A 13,624-nucleotide genomic window follows, 5' to 3' on the forward strand; every position below is an offset into this window, starting at 1 on the left:
ACTCCTTATTCACAACAATAAAACGATTGTTTTACGCGTGTAATCCTTTTGAAAGTATAAAAGATGTCCTGTAATAAAACAAGCGTTATCCACAAATTGTGGACAACGCTAATAAAGAAGTGGATAAGTATGTGTATAAACTGCACTTATCCAGACGCTTTTTTCATTAAAACGGCTCCTTCTGTTTGCCGCGATTCACAGAAGTGATCAGAAGAAAACAGCTCCTCCGGTACACTCTCAGCTCTTTCAAAACCCATAGCCGTCAGAAAGTCCGCAGAGGAATGCTGATTTGCTACTAGGTACACGGTTTTGATCTGATGCTTTTCGCACAGCACCTCCATGCTTTGAAAAAGCGTGACAATGTGGCCTTGGTGAAGCTTGTCCGATATGACAAGTGATCGCAGCAGCCCCTGGTCACAGCTTATTTTTTCAATACCGAGGCATCCGGCAATGTTTTTCTCACTGTCCTCCAGCATAAGAAATTGAGTGAAGCCTTCTTTCACGCCTTCATAGCTGGTTTTTGCCTGTTTTAAAAATGCCTCGAGCACATCTCCGTCTTTTTCCCTTGCCACCCGCAGTTGATAAAACATCCGTTCACCCCGTTTTTGCGTTCTTTCTTCCAATCTATGAGGCAAATCTATTTTTAGACCAGATGATTAGGAAAAAAGGTCGGAAATCCATTCGACTAAAAAGAATTTCACTTCTGTGCCGTCTTCTTTTTCTTCGTTCTCTTCTTTTTTGGCTTTTTCCGCTTTAGCGGTTACGTCCTCAAGCACTTTTTCAGTCTGCTTTTTTGAGGCTTCTTTATCTTCTTGTTCTTTGACGGCTTCCCCGTTAGAAAAATCGAGAAAGCAGAGGGGCGGGAACAGCACACACCACCAGTTGGCGCCGTCTCCTTTTCCAAGCGTAATCAAAATCGCTTCATACTCACCAGCGGGATATACCATGTTGCCGTAAAGCTTTGTCGGAAACGAGATTTTGTCAAAATCAACGGATATCGACTGATTCGCTCCTTCTTTCTCCATTGTTTCCTTTGCAATTGCTTTGATTTCAGGCAGCTTTGAACGAATCACGCGACGCGCTTCTTCAATAGAAGTAATATCCTTTACCCAAGTTGTGATTTCTTTATTCACCGCGTCTCTTATATGACGTTTTAATTGCTGGTCTTGATCACTATCGCTGTTTGCCAATATTCTCAAACGAATCGCCTGATCCGGTATGACCACCGGCTGATTTTCCGATTTTTGTGCCGTCTCTTCTTTTGCCAGCCCTACGAGCGCTCCAGATAATAAAAGAAAGATATATATACAAATGATTACTGTTTTTTTCATCGGTCCCCACCGTTCCTCTCCGTGCTTTGTTTCTAGCCCTATTATGGACAAGGAGAGCCGGGGGTAAACGTGCAGGGTGAAAAAAATCTAGCAAGCTGTTAATCTTATTTATGGTACGATAGTGTTTTAGGAGGTTTAAGATGAAATACAATTATACAGTGCTGTTATCAGCATTCACGATGTCCGTTCTTTATTCAGTAATTTATATTCATTCATTTATCATTGCCGCTCTCATCACAATGGCATTTTATTTTCTGTTTCCTTATTTGATCTTCGCACTGCCGCTTCAAATCATGATGAATAAAAAGCCGAAACGGTTCAGCCCTTTGTATCTGCTGTATTACCTTGCCGCTGCTTTTATTGCCAACGCGATCATTTTCGGCGTGCTTCAGCCTTCGGGACAATCTTTGTTTCAAAATACAGCCTTCTATCTTTTCGCTGTATTAACAGCTCTTATCTATTGGATATGGGACTCTGTTTTACTGCAAAAAAAGGAAGCCTAAGAGGCTTCCTTTTTTATTAAAACAAAATCGTCAGCAAATAACATAGAATGGAAGGTATCGCCGCAACAAAGAAAGCGGCCGCCATTTTCATGCGAGATGTACGGCCTTCTTTGGTTTCTGAATGGTAGTTTGCCCGCTGATCGCTTCCGCTTACAGCCAAACCCAATGTAATGATCGCGAGCCCCACTAAAACGAGAGACGCAACGCCAAAAATCGCTTCATATGAAAGAGCCTGCGGAAAAATGGTGCCAATCATGCTCTCAATCGCAATGAGCAGGATTCCTGCTGTCAGGGCCTTTTTCATGTTTACATCCCCTTTGCTGGTGTTAAACAGCTTGATCCATTCACTCGCCAGCAAGCTGCTTATTTATTTTTATGAATCAGAGCGCATATGGTTCTGTCTTTTCCATTAATATCTTTCAGCACTTCCACTTCCGCTCCCTTAAATGCCTTGAGGATCAGGTCTTTGACCGCCGCTCCCTGGTTCCATCCGATTTCAAAAACGACAAATACTTTATCCTTCATGACAAGCGGAATGTCTTCCATAAACCGCTTATAAAATTTCAGCCCGTCTCCGCCATCGGTGAGAGCGTGCAGAGGCTCATGAAAACGGACAATTTCCGATAAATCAGCCATTTCTTCCTCTGAAATATATGGCGGGTTTGAGACAATGATATCCGCTTTTTTTCCCGCCTTAATAAAAGGCTCAAGCAGATCGCCCTGATAAAAGCGCACATTTGCTCCGAGTTTTTCTGCATTGGCAGAGGCGACTTGCAGCGCCTCTTTCGAAATATCGACCGCCGACACAGAAAAGTTTTGGTTTTCAAGCGCAAGCGTGACGGCTATTGCGCCGCTCCCTGTACCAACGTCAACAACTTCGAGCTTGCCGTCTTCAGAAAAGACACTCCGATATTTTTCAAGCAAATGAAAGACAACTTCTTCAGTTTCCGGCCGCGGGATCAGCACATCATCATTCACCATAAATTCCCGTCCATAAAAAAACTCTTTTCCTATAATGTATTGAACCGGCACGCCCTCTTTATGCATCTCAACGTGACGCTTAAAGCGATACAGCTCGTCTTCACCAATCGGTTCCTGTAAGCTTGCGAGCAGCTTGCTTCTCTCCATTCCGGTATCATAAAGCAATAGGAGCTCGGCAGCATTTTCTTCTCTTCCCGCTTCGGTTAAATAAGAAGAAGCCCATTTCAGGGCTTCGAATATCGTCTTCATCTTAACCTTCCGACTGCTGAAGCTTGCTTGCCTGATCTTCAACAATCAGCGCTTCAACCACTTCGTCAAGTTTTCCTTCAAGAATCTGATCAAGCTTTTGAATCGTCAAACCGATTCTGTGATCCGTCACACGGTTTTGCGGGAAGTTGTATGTGCGGATACGTTCAGAGCGGTCACCAGATCCGACTGCTGATTTCCGTGTTTGATCATATTCAGCCTGGGCTTCCTGCTGAAATTTATCATAGATTCTGGCACGGAGAACCTTCATTGCTTTTTCTTTGTTCTTAATTTGAGATTTTTCATCCTGGCATGATACAACTACACCTGTCGGCAAGTGAGTCAGACGAACTGCAGACATTGTTGTGTTAACGCTTTGTCCGCCCGGTCCGCTTGAAGCAAACGTATCGACACGGATATCCTTCTCATGGATGTCAACCTCTACCTCTTCTGCCTCAGGAAGACATGCCACTGTTGCAGTGGATGTATGGATGCGTCCGCCTGATTCTGTTTCCGGAACACGCTGTACGCGGTGGGCGCCGTTTTCATATTTGAGTTTAGAATACGCGCCGCTTCCTGTAATCATAAAGATGATCTCTTTGTAGCCGCCCGTTCCGGTTACATTCGCTTCCATGACCTCTGTTTTCCAGCCCTGAAGCTCAGCATAACGGGAATACATTCTGTACAGATTGCCCGCGAATAAAGCGGCTTCCTCGCCTCCCGCGGCTCCGCGGATCTCCATAATAACGTTTTTATCATCATTAGGATCTTTCGGGATCAAGAGCACTTTCAGCCGTTCTGACAGTGTTTCCGTTTCCTTCTGAAGTTCAGAAATCTCTTCCTTCACCATATCGCGCATCTCAGCGTCCAACTTCTCTTCAAGCATCGCTTTTGCATCAGCCAGCTGTTCTGACGCATCTCTGTATTGTCTATATACGTCAACTGTTTCTTGTATATCAGATTGCTCTTTTGAATATTCTCTTAGCTTTTTCGGATCGTTGACTACTTCTGGATCGCTCAAAAGCTCATTTAATTTTTCGTATCGTTCTTCAATTGATTTTAAACGGTCTAACACGGTCTTCACCTCTGTTTTCCTGTGCGTAACATTCTCATTATAGTATAGTGATTAACCCCAGTCAAAAGCATTTCAATCCCAGCTGGAAAAGCCCCCTCTGCTATACTGGAATTCGAGGAGGGATGATGTTGCTGAAATCAATACATCATATTGCAATCATATGTTCAGATTACGAAAAGTCGAAAGCTTTCTACGTACATAAGCTTGGTTTTCAGGTGATTCAAGAAACGTACCGCGAAGAGCGCGGCTCCTATAAGCTTGATTTGTCGCTTAACGGCTCGTATGTCATTGAGCTGTTCTCGTTTCCCGATCCGCCCGAACGACAAACCCGGCCTGAAGCCGCAGGCCTGCGTCACCTCGCCTTTACAGTCGTCAGCTTGGATAAGGCGGTTCAGGAGCTTCATGAAAAAGGAATCGAAACAGAGCCAATCAGAACAGATCCGCTGACCGGCAAGCGTTTCACCTTCTTTTTTGATCCTGACCAGCTTCCATTAGAACTGTATGAACAATAACAGTTTTTGAAGAAAAAAAGGAGATACCCACTTTCTTTGCCGAATCTTTTCTTGTTTTGTCTAACGGGAAGGGAACCGCATTCTATGGTCGAATACCTAGCTTAAAAGGAGGTATGGGATCATGAATACAAATATGGTAGCAAGTGAACTCGGCGTCTCCGCAAAAACGGTGCAGCGGTGGGTGAAGCAGCTGAATCTTCCGGCCGAACGCAATGAGCTCGGACACTATTCGTTCACGGCAGAAGACGTGAAGGTTCTAAAATCCGTTCAAAAACAAATCTCTGAAGGCACGGCGATTCAGGATATTCATCTGCCGAAAAGCGCTAAAAAGCGCACAGGCTTCCTTGTCCAAAAAACAAATAGCGACACAGAACGAAGAATCGAGCAGCTTGAACAAAAGCTGGACACCCTTTTACAGCAAAGGCAGGACGAAAGTGAATTGATGGCAAGGATGTCGGAACTGGAACGCCAGCTGAAACAAAAAGCCGATGAAGGTGTATCTTACCAGCTGCTTCAGCACCGCAGAGAAATCGATGATATTCTTGCAGATCTGCAATCACTGACCTCACAAATGAAAGAATTCACCGCTCAGCCGATCCCCGAGACTGCTGCTGCTTCTGAAAAAACCAAAACGAGAAAAAAACCGCTGCTGTCACTGTTCAAATTTCAAACCTAAAGCAAAAAGCTCCCCGTAAAGGGAGCTTTTTTTGTTACGCAGTAAGCGCGATAATGATTGGAAGTGAAATCAATGACAGAATCGCACTGACCACAAACGCAGTTGCAGTTTCTTCTTCTTGTTTCTCGAAACGAGTCGCAATCATGGCTGCAACGGCAGAACCAGGGAATGCAACAAGAAGGATTGCTTTTGTTGTTTGGTCAGCCGGAAGTCCGATAGCAAGAGCAATCAAGAACATTAACGCAGGCTGAACCGCAACTTTTAGTAACGCAATACCGATAGCCGGCATACTGAGTTTAATTTTACGAATACCAACGGTAACACCGACAGCAAAGAGAGCAACACCAGATGTTGTGCTTCCAAGCTGATCAAGCATTTTAACACCCAGCTCAGGAAGAGTGAAATTGAAAACCAGCACTAAGATCATACTGATTAACGGAGCAGCTGCAAGCGGCTCACAAAGACCATGCAGGATTGATTTTCCTGTCATCTTCCAGAAGCTGTCGCCACTCTCTTCGTTTTTCTTAGAAGACTCACCAACAGTAGCGATAATGATCGCGAGCGGATCAAGAATCGCGTTAACCACGATACCTGTGACCGCGATCGGAATCGCAACTTCATTCGCTCCGAATAAGCTTCCCAATACCGGGATACCCATAAATGCGAATGTCGGCTGTGCAGAGTTCAAAGAAAATACAGATGAGTTCGTTAAATCATACTTGAAAATAAATCTGCAAACCAAAAGAATGATGATATAGAAACCAACAATCCCAATAATTAAAGAAATCATTAAAGGTACTTGTGATAAAAATTCACTTCTGGAAGTTGTCAAAATACCAGCGATAAAGTGAGCTGGAAGTGCGTATTTCGTTACTAACGTACTTACCCCTTTTGCCGACTTGGCATCATAACTTCCAAAATGTCCTGCAAACCAACCCAGCACGATAACAAAGAAGATCGGCGCCAGGAGGATTAAGATATCTAAGATGCTCAAAATATTCTCCTCCAAATCCTATGTCCGTATACTTTAGCTTTACAAAAAGCTTTCCCTCGGACAGAAAAATTTACTCGCTAATTATTTCGCGATGACTTTTTTGTATTCAGGTGTCCACATTGCATCAAGTACCGCTTGTTTCACATCTTCAGGCTGACGATTTGCCACGCCGTCTTTAATTGCTGCTTCAGCAACGGCAATCGCAACTTGGATAGAAACCTCTTGAAGCTTATCAATGCTTGGAAGCAATCCTGCTCCAGGTGTTTCAAGATCAACCATTTCAGCAATCGCATCAGCAGTTGCAGCAAACATAGCAGGTGTAATGATACGCGCTTCAGCTACAATTGAACCAAGTCCAAGACCAGGGAACGCGAATGCGTTGTTAGATTGTCCGATTTCATAAGAAACACCGTTGTATTCTACATTGTCAAATGGGCTTCCTGTTGCAATAAGCACTTTTCCGTCAGTCCATTTGAACAGATCTTCAGGAACAGCTTCAGCAAGGTGAGTCGGGTTAGACATCGGCATGATAACCGGACGGTCTACGTGAGATGCCATTTCTTTTACAATTTCCTCTGTGAATGCACCTGAAACCCCTGAAGTACCAATCAAGATTGTTGGTTTCGCTTGACGAACCACTTCATCGAATGGAATTTGACCTTTTTCATCGCGCTTCCAGTCTTTCACTTCATCCGCATTGCGAAGGTAAGGTTTTTGGAAATCAAGGATGCCTTCGATGTCTTCAGTCAGCAAGCCTCTGTAATCAAGTGTGTAGAAACGTTTGTTAGCTTCTTCTTCAGATAATCCGGCTAGCACCATTGTGTCACGGATTTGGTCAGCAATACCGATACCAGCAGAACCAGCACCGAAGATAACAACACGCTGATCTTTAATAGAAGCGCCGGTTTTCTTCATAGCAGCAAGCACACCTGCAAGTGTAATCGCGCCAGTACCTTGAATATCATCATTAAATGTCAGGATTTCATGATTGTATTTTTTCATGATGTTGCGTGCATTTTTGTTGCCAAGGTCTTCCCAGTGAAGAAGCGCTTTAGGGAAGAATTTCAATGCAGCTTTTACATAAGCGTCAATGAAAGCTTCGTAGCGTTCACCTTGAACACGTTCATGCTTGTTACCAATATATAAAGGATCGTTTAGAAGTTTTTCGTTATTCGTACCGACATCAAGCACAACCGGGATAACACGGCTAGGGTCAATACCAGCTGCAGCAGTATAAACAGCCAATTTACCGATTGCGATATTAATACCGCCTACACCCCAGTCACCGATACCGAGAATGCTTTCGGAGTCAGTAGCAACGATAAGATCAATATCGCCTGCTGTCGCATGAAGGTTTTCAAACGCTTTTTCAATACCGTCAATGTTGTCGATTGACAAGTAGATTCCTTGAGGTCTTCTATATTCATGGCTGTATTCCTGAATCGCTTCACCAACTGTTGGCGTGTACACAACAGGAAGCATTTCGCGAAGATGGTTTTTCAGCAATTTATAGAAAAGAACTTCGTTACGGTTTGCAAGATCACTTAAGTAAACATTTTGACGAAGGCGGTCAGGCTGCGCTTGGAATTGCTCGTACGCGCGTTGTGCTTGTTGATCAAGAGAAAGTACAGTTGGCGGCAGAAGCCCTTCTAAGCCGAGTTCTTGTCTTTCTTCTAGTGAAAAAGCAACGCCTTTATTTAAAGTAGGAATAGATAAAACTTCTTTTCCTCTAAGAGTTGTTTCTAAGTGGCCTTCTTTCGTTTTTTTTATGTTATTCAAGCAAATCTCCTTCTTTCTTGAAATAGTTAACCAAGTTAAGTAATAACCCATCTAAAATATGACCGATCATGATCTTTATGCGACTTTGTGACAATTATTCGAACAATGTCTCAAAACTATTTACATTACGTAAGCTATTGTATGCCTGTCAAAATCAAAATTCAAGGGAAGAAAATTACTTAATTTTTTAATATACTTATTTAAATTTTTTAATTGCATATTATCAGAATATAAAAAAAACACCGGTGTTTTTAGCCGGTGCATTCTATCTTTATACCCATGTTTTGGACTATTTTTTAGATTTTCCTGGGACTTCGTGATGATGTCTGCATCTTGCTTCATATGATTCAGATGCACCAACCAAAATGACCGGATCATCGTAAGAAGCAGGTTTGCCGTCAATGAGGCGCTGTGTTCTGCTCGCCGGTGATCCGCAAACAGAACAGACGGCTTGCAGCTTTGTCACACTTTCCGCAATCGCCATGATATTCGGGACGACACCGAACGGCTCTCCCCTAAAATCCATATCAAGGCCTGCTGCTATCACACGGTAGCCTTTATCGGCAAGAGATGATAAAACCTCAACAATTTCCTGATCAAAAAACTGCACTTCATCAACCGCAATCACATCTGTACTTTCACTGATGTGATCCCAAATGTCCGCAGCAGACGAAATGGCATAGCTCGTCATCGATGTTCCATTATGGGAGACAACAGCAGCTTCGCTGTATCGGTTATCAATTACAGGCTTAAATACCCTGACTTCCTGCTTGGCATAAGTTGCTCTCTTCACTCTTCTGATCAGCTCTTCAGATTTCCCTGAGAACATGCTGCCGCAAATCAGCTCAAGCCACCCGCTTTGTTTCATTATGTACATAGGCTTCGCTCCCCTCTCTCTGCCAGCTGTGTTTTAGACAATATAAAAAACAGGCAAGACTGCTGCTTGCCTGTTGAGAAATCTATTATTACTTAAGACCGTATTTTTTGTTAAAGCGATCAACACGACCATCAGCAGAAGCGAATTTTTGACGGCCAGTGTAGAATGGGTGGCATTCAGAGCAAATCTCAACGCGTACCTCTTCTTTTACTGAGCCTGTTTCAAATTCATTTCCGCAAGCGCATTTAACTGTTGCTTTTTTGAAATTAGGATGAATTCCTGCTTTCATTGTATCCATCTCCTTCCGCCCTGAATCCCGTGTGGAAACAGAGTTATTATTTCGGAGCATTGTCCGAAACGCATATGAGAAAATTATATCAGTGATTTACTTCTTTTGCAAATACAATTTACCTTCTTGCAGATGATAGATTTGCCTGTTTCCATTCTTGATTGAGAATATCGAAAAATTCCTGGTTTGTTTTGGTTTTTTTCATTTTTCTCATGAACTTTTCTGCGAAATCAGGTGAATCAGACATCGTTTTGCGGATAGACCATAAGCGATCAAGATGCTCTTTAGGCACAAGCAGCTCTTCTTTGCGCGTTCCTGAACGGCGAATATCGATGGCAGGGAAGATGCGGCGCTCGGCAAGAGAGCGGTCAAGATGGAGCTCCATGTTGCCTGTTCCCTTGAATTCTTCATAAATGACATCATCCATACGTGAACCTGTATCGACCAGAGCCGTAGCAAGGATGGTTAAGCTGCCGCCCTCTTCGATATTTCTCGCAGCCCCGAAGAAGCGTTTCGGACGGTGGAACGCCGCTGGGTCAATCCCCCCGGAAAGCGTTCTTCCGCTTGGCGGAATCACTAAGTTGTAGGCGCGGGCAAGCCGTGTGATGCTGTCCATCAGAATAATGACGTCTTTTTTGTGTTCCACGAGACGCATTGCACGTTCAAGCACAAGCTCGGCCACTTTGATATGGTTTTCCGGCACTTCATCAAACGTTGAGCTGACGACATCCCCAGCTACAGAGCGCTCGATATCGGTTACTTCCTCAGGTCTTTCGTCAATTAAAAGCACGATCAGCTCTGCTTCAGGCTGGTTCGCTGTAATGCTGTTGGCAATTTCCTTCAGCAGCATCGTTTTTCCGGCTTTCGGCGGCGCAACAATCAATCCGCGCTGTCCAAATCCAACCGGCGCCATCATGTCCATAATTCTTGTAGACAAGAAGTTCGGCTTTGTTTCAAGCACCATTTGACGATCCGGATAAAGTGGCGTAAGAGCCGGGAAATGCACACGCTCTTTTGCAGATTCGGGATCATCCCCATTTACTGCTTCAACGTGCAAAAGTCCATAGTAACGCTCATTTTCTTTTGGCGGGCGAACCTTGCCTGATACTTTGTCTCCGTTCCGCAAATCGAAACGGCGGATTTGTGAAGCTGAGATGTAAATGTCTTCTGAGCTTGGAGAGTAGTTGATCGGTCTCAGGAAGCCGAAACCTTCAGACTGGATGATCTCAAGAACGCCTTCCATAAACAGCAGATCTTCCTGTTCTGCATTCGCTTTCAGAATGGCGAAAATGAGTTCTTTTTTTGTCAGTTTGCTGTAATAGGAGATTTTATAATGTCTTGCAAGTTCATAAAGCTCTTTCAATTTCATATTTTCCAAAGAGGAAATAGATACGTCTTTCATAAAAACACCACGCTTTTCATAGTCAATATCTTACTCTGAACATGTCATCTGCTGCTTTTGCACAACATCCGCCAAAGCACATTCTTTTTTTAACATAAAGGAACTTCTATCGGTAACACTTCCACCCATGATCGGCGCTTTTGTTAAAAGGATTGTCTTAATGAGTTTTGAAGGAAGCGAGGACAAAAACATGAGAAGATCAATACTTATATCGTCTGTATGCGGTAGAAATTGAAACTTTCCTAGTGCTTAAAAGAAGGTATTACGCAGTAAAATTCGCAGCACTCTTTATTTTTACCTTATTTCAAAAAATTATTCAACTGAAATAAGGTTTTGACACGGAATTGATAGAGTTGACGCTTTTCTGCAAAAGTTAAAGCGGGCTCACACCCGCTTTTTCTGTTTGTTATGGACGGATTACAAGATTTGGTTTCTTTTTCAAGCTGTGTCTGCCGTCAACGAAACGAACAGTGCCCGATTTTGCACGGATAACTAAGCTTTCAGTTGTACCGACAGAGCCTTTGAATTGAACTCCTTTTAACAGCTCGCCGTCAGTAACCCCTGTAGCTGCAAAAATCGCGTCATCACCCTTCACAAGGTCTTCCATGCGAAGGACTTTGCTTAAATCAAGGCCCATTTTGTGACAGCGAGTGATTTCTTCTTCGCTTTGCGGAAGAAGTTTACCAATGATTTCTCCGCCGAGTGCTTTTAGCGCAACAGCGGAAAGCACACCCTCAGGAGCGCCGCCTGATCCGAACAGGATATCAACGCCCGTGTGGTCGAAAGCCGTGTTGATGGCGCCTGCGACATCGCCGTCATTGATCAATTTGATTCTGGCGCCGGCCTCACGAAGCTCGGAAATGATTTTTGCGTGTCTTTCACGGTTTAAAATTGTGGCAACGACGTCCTCAACGTCCTTGTTTTTCGCTTTTGCCACCGCTTTAAGATTGTCAATGACAGGTGCTTCGATGTCAATGCAGCCCACCGCTTCCGGACCGACTGCGATTTTTTGCATATACATGTCAGGAGCATTCAGAAGCGTGCCATGGTCTGCGACCGCGATAACCGTCAGCGCATTCCAGCCGCCGCTTGCTAAGATGTTTGTGCCTTCAAGAGGGTCAACTGCGACATCCACGCGCGGGCCGTACCCGTTTCCGAGTTTTTCCCCGATATACAGCATTGGCGCTTCGTCCATTTCCCCTTCACCGATTACAACAGTCCCTTTCATCGGCACTGTATCAAAAACGTCTCTCATTGCACTTGTTGCCGCTTCATCAGCCTCATCTTTTTTTCCCCGGCCCATCCATCTTGCTGATGCCAATGCCGCAGCTTCGGTCACACGTACCAATTCCATTGATAAACTTCTTTCCATTTCAACACGATCTCCTCTCACAAGAAACCATTATGAATTTTGAAGCTGTTCTATTTCTTCGTCAGTCATTCTTTCACGCCAAATTGTCGCTCCAAGCCCCTCAAGCTTCTTCTCAAGGCTGCTGTATCCTCGGTCAATATGCTCCAGTCCCGTAATTTCCGTGACGCCATCAGCCATCAGTCCGGCTACCACCAAGCAGGCTCCGGCACGCAGATCACTCGCCTTCACTTTTGCGCCTTGAAGCTCGACAGGACCTGTGATGATGGCAGATCTGCCTTCTACTTTCATATTGGCACCCATTCGTCTCAGCTCATCAATGTGCTTGAATCTTGCCGAGTAGATGGTGTCTGTGACGACACTCGTCCCTTTCGCCCTTGTCAGGAGCGCCGTCATCGGCTGCTGTAAATCAGTCGGAAACCCCGGGTATACGAGGGTTTTGACGTCAACCGGCTTTAAGTTCTTCTGCCCGCCGACAATGAGGAGCTGGTCGTCGCTTGTTTCGATATGATAGCCCATTTCTCTCAGCTTTGCCGTTAACGACTCAAGATGAGTGGGAATGACGTTATCGATAATGACTTCCTTGCCCATTGCAGCCCCTGCAATCATAAATGTCCCGGCTTCAATTCTGTCCGGAATGATCGTATGCTTGCAGCCGTGCAGTTCCTTCACGCCGTCGATTCGAATCACATTGGTGCCCGCACCTTTGATTTTGGCGCCCATGCTGGTAAGCAATGTCGCGACGTCAATGATCTCAGGCTCCTTGGCAGCGTTTTCGATGATCGTTTTCCCTTCTGCCAAAACAGCGGCAAGCATAATGTTAATCGTTGCCCCAACGCTTACGACATCTAAATAAATCCTTGCGCCTCTCAGCCTTTCAGCTCGCAAATAAATGGCGCCTTGTTCATTGGTTACTTCAGCTCCGAGTGCTTCAAAGCCTTTGATATGCTGATCAATCGGACGGGGCCCTAAGTGACAGCCGCCAGGCAATCCAATGACCGCCTGCTTGAAGCGGCCGAGCATCGCCCCCATTAAATAATATGACGCGCGAAGCTTTTTTACTTTCCCGTTAGGAAGCGGCATGCTGATCATCGACGTAGGGTCAACAACCATTTCCCCATTCTCAAAATGCACGTTGCCGCCGATTTCCTTTAACAGGTCACGCAGCGTTTCAATATCTGAAATCTCTGGAAGCCCTTCAATTGTCACCTCGGAATTTGCCAAAATGGTTGCAGGTATTAACGCAACAGCGCTGTTTTTAGCGCCGCTGATATGTACTGTACCGTTTAACGAGTCACCGCCGGCAATATTCAACTTTTCCATGATAGTCTCCTTCCATAAGAAGATAGCTGCGGAGCTAAATAAAATGTCATTTTATTCTGTCTCTGCAAATAAAGCTCATGTCCAAAATCTAGCCAATTCGAAGAGAAAGAATACAACACATTGTAAAATATCAGGAAGAAAATAGCGAAGCTTTGGGGGGGTACAGGTTTCAAAAGATGCACAGAGACCTGCCGGCTCGAGAGACATCGTCGTCATCCGGCAAAAGCAGTACGCATACCCTTCATTCCGATATCAGCTTCTGCAGCC

The 13,624-nt window shown here is 44.5% G+C and carries 16 protein-coding genes; 3 read left to right on the forward strand and 13 right to left on the reverse strand.

What is annotated here, in order from left to right; translation table 11 throughout:
• Positions 1-146 precede the first annotated feature (146 nt).
• Complete coding sequence (locus MKY10_RS19835; protein WP_003244265.1) at positions 147-590, reverse strand: hypothetical protein; 444 nt, start codon at positions 588-590, stop codon at positions 147-149.
• A 66-nt stretch (positions 591-656) separates the two neighbouring features.
• Positions 657-1,331 (reverse strand): stage II sporulation protein R, encoded by a 675-nt coding sequence (spoIIR, locus tag MKY10_RS19840; RefSeq protein ID WP_015714872.1) that lies wholly within the window; start codon positions 1,329-1,331, stop codon positions 657-659.
• A 140-nt stretch (positions 1,332-1,471) separates the two neighbouring features.
• Between spoIIR and MKY10_RS19845 the strand changes: the two genes are divergently transcribed.
• Positions 1,472-1,834, forward strand: a complete 363-nt coding sequence (locus MKY10_RS19845) for a UPF0715 family protein (RefSeq protein WP_014478265.1) — start codon at positions 1,472-1,474, stop codon at positions 1,832-1,834.
• A gap of 16 nt (positions 1,835-1,850) precedes the next feature.
• Here MKY10_RS19845 and MKY10_RS19850 read toward each other — a convergent pair whose 3' ends face one another.
• The 3 genes from MKY10_RS19850 to prfA are packed head-to-tail and all read right to left on the reverse strand — an operon-like array spanning position 1,851 to position 4,136.
• Complete coding sequence (locus MKY10_RS19850) at positions 1,851-2,138, reverse strand: DUF5316 family protein (protein ID WP_087614762.1); 288 nt, start codon at positions 2,136-2,138, stop codon at positions 1,851-1,853.
• A 59-nt stretch (positions 2,139-2,197) separates the two neighbouring features.
• A complete protein-coding gene (prmC, locus tag MKY10_RS19855) occupies positions 2,198-3,064 on the reverse strand; it encodes a peptide chain release factor N(5)-glutamine methyltransferase (protein ID WP_015251009.1) in 867 nt (288 codons plus the stop codon).
• Position 3,065: 1 nt separating this feature from the next.
• The gene (prfA, locus tag MKY10_RS19860; RefSeq protein WP_003227645.1) at positions 3,066-4,136 is read right to left on the reverse strand and encodes a peptide chain release factor 1; all 1,071 of its coding nucleotides are present in this window, start codon (positions 4,134-4,136) and stop codon (positions 3,066-3,068) included.
• A 125-nt stretch (positions 4,137-4,261) separates the two neighbouring features.
• On the opposite strand from prfA, the gene MKY10_RS19865 reads away from it, so the two are divergent.
• Positions 4,262-4,648, forward strand: coding sequence for a VOC family protein (locus MKY10_RS19865; RefSeq protein WP_015251008.1), 387 nt, complete (start codon positions 4,262-4,264; stop codon positions 4,646-4,648).
• Positions 4,649-4,769: 121 nt separating this feature from the next.
• Entirely contained in the window at positions 4,770-5,324 is a 555-nt protein-coding gene (gene racA / locus MKY10_RS19870) for a chromosome-anchoring protein RacA (RefSeq protein ID WP_021480817.1), read from the forward strand.
• A gap of 34 nt (positions 5,325-5,358) precedes the next feature.
• Here the strand turns inward: racA and MKY10_RS19875 are convergent, their stop codons facing one another.
• The 8 genes from MKY10_RS19875 to MKY10_RS19910 all read right to left on the reverse strand — a co-directional run bounded on the left by MKY10_RS19875 (position 5,359) and on the right by MKY10_RS19910 (position 13,357).
• Entirely contained in the window at positions 5,359-6,318 is a 960-nt protein-coding gene (locus tag MKY10_RS19875) for an AEC family transporter (protein ID WP_003242497.1), read from the reverse strand.
• 81 nt (positions 6,319-6,399) lie between these two features.
• On the reverse strand, positions 6,400-8,097 hold the full coding sequence (gene malS / locus MKY10_RS19880) for an oxaloacetate-decarboxylating malate dehydrogenase (RefSeq protein ID WP_003244309.1): 1,698 nt from the start codon (positions 8,095-8,097) through the stop codon (positions 6,400-6,402).
• A 289-nt stretch (positions 8,098-8,386) separates the two neighbouring features.
• Complete coding sequence (locus MKY10_RS19885; protein ID WP_014478269.1) at positions 8,387-8,974, reverse strand: thymidine kinase; 588 nt, start codon at positions 8,972-8,974, stop codon at positions 8,387-8,389.
• Between the two features lie 88 nt (positions 8,975-9,062).
• Positions 9,063-9,263, reverse strand: a complete 201-nt coding sequence (gene rpmE / locus MKY10_RS19890; RefSeq protein WP_003151132.1) for a 50S ribosomal protein L31 — start codon at positions 9,261-9,263, stop codon at positions 9,063-9,065.
• Between the two features lie 118 nt (positions 9,264-9,381).
• Positions 9,382-10,665: a transcription termination factor Rho gene (rho, locus tag MKY10_RS19895; protein ID WP_003221939.1), complete on the reverse strand. Its 1,284-nt coding sequence runs from the start codon at positions 10,663-10,665 to the stop codon at positions 9,382-9,384.
• A gap of 30 nt (positions 10,666-10,695) precedes the next feature.
• Positions 10,696-10,857, reverse strand: a complete 162-nt coding sequence (locus tag MKY10_RS19900; RefSeq protein WP_003227632.1) for a hypothetical protein — start codon at positions 10,855-10,857, stop codon at positions 10,696-10,698.
• A gap of 214 nt (positions 10,858-11,071) precedes the next feature.
• Positions 11,072-12,037, reverse strand: coding sequence for a class II fructose-bisphosphatase (glpX, locus tag MKY10_RS19905; protein WP_003242962.1), 966 nt, complete (start codon positions 12,035-12,037; stop codon positions 11,072-11,074).
• 30 nt (positions 12,038-12,067) lie between these two features.
• Positions 12,068-13,357 carry a UDP-N-acetylglucosamine 1-carboxyvinyltransferase gene (locus MKY10_RS19910; RefSeq protein WP_003227628.1) on the reverse strand — a complete coding sequence of 430 codons (1,290 nt, stop codon included), beginning with the start codon at positions 13,355-13,357 and terminating at the stop codon, positions 12,068-12,070.
• Positions 13,358-13,624 lie beyond the last annotated feature (267 nt).

The sequence above is a fragment of the Bacillus sp. FSL P4-0290 genome (assembly GCF_037975435.1).
In the GTDB taxonomy this organism is placed as follows: Bacteria; Bacillota; Bacilli; order Bacillales; family Bacillaceae; genus Bacillus; species Bacillus subtilis.

What these genes read in the sequence shown, in the direction of transcription:
- MKY10_RS19835 (WP_003244265.1), bottom strand. Translation starts at nt 590, where the DNA reads ATGTTTTATCAACTGCGGGTGGCAAGGGAAAAAGACGGAGATGTGCTC.
- spoIIR (WP_015714872.1), bottom strand. Translation starts at nt 1,331, where the DNA reads ATGAAAAAAACAGTAATCATTTGTATATATATCTTTCTTTTATTATCT.
- MKY10_RS19845 (WP_014478265.1), top strand. Translation starts at nt 1,472, where the DNA reads ATGAAATACAATTATACAGTGCTGTTATCAGCATTCACGATGTCCGTT.
- MKY10_RS19850 (WP_087614762.1), bottom strand. Translation starts at nt 2,138, where the DNA reads ATGAAAAAGGCCCTGACAGCAGGAATCCTGCTCATTGCGATTGAGAGC.
- prmC (WP_015251009.1), bottom strand. Translation starts at nt 3,064, where the DNA reads ATGAAGACGATATTCGAAGCCCTGAAATGGGCTTCTTCTTATTTAACC.
- MKY10_RS19865 (WP_015251008.1), top strand. Translation starts at nt 4,262, where the DNA reads ATGTTGCTGAAATCAATACATCATATTGCAATCATATGTTCAGATTAC.
- racA (WP_021480817.1), top strand. Translation starts at nt 4,770, where the DNA reads ATGAATACAAATATGGTAGCAAGTGAACTCGGCGTCTCCGCAAAAACG.
- MKY10_RS19885 (WP_014478269.1), bottom strand. Translation starts at nt 8,974, where the DNA reads ATGTACATAATGAAACAAAGCGGGTGGCTTGAGCTGATTTGCGGCAGC.
- rpmE (WP_003151132.1), bottom strand. Translation starts at nt 9,263, where the DNA reads ATGAAAGCAGGAATTCATCCTAATTTCAAAAAAGCAACAGTTAAATGC.
- rho (WP_003221939.1), bottom strand. Translation starts at nt 10,665, where the DNA reads ATGAAAGACGTATCTATTTCCTCTTTGGAAAATATGAAATTGAAAGAG.
- MKY10_RS19900 (WP_003227632.1), bottom strand. Translation starts at nt 10,857, where the DNA reads ATGTTTTTGTCCTCGCTTCCTTCAAAACTCATTAAGACAATCCTTTTA.
- glpX (WP_003242962.1), bottom strand. Translation starts at nt 12,037, where the DNA reads ATGGAAAGAAGTTTATCAATGGAATTGGTACGTGTGACCGAAGCTGCG.
- MKY10_RS19910 (WP_003227628.1), bottom strand. Translation starts at nt 13,357, where the DNA reads ATGGAAAAGTTGAATATTGCCGGCGGTGACTCGTTAAACGGTACAGTA.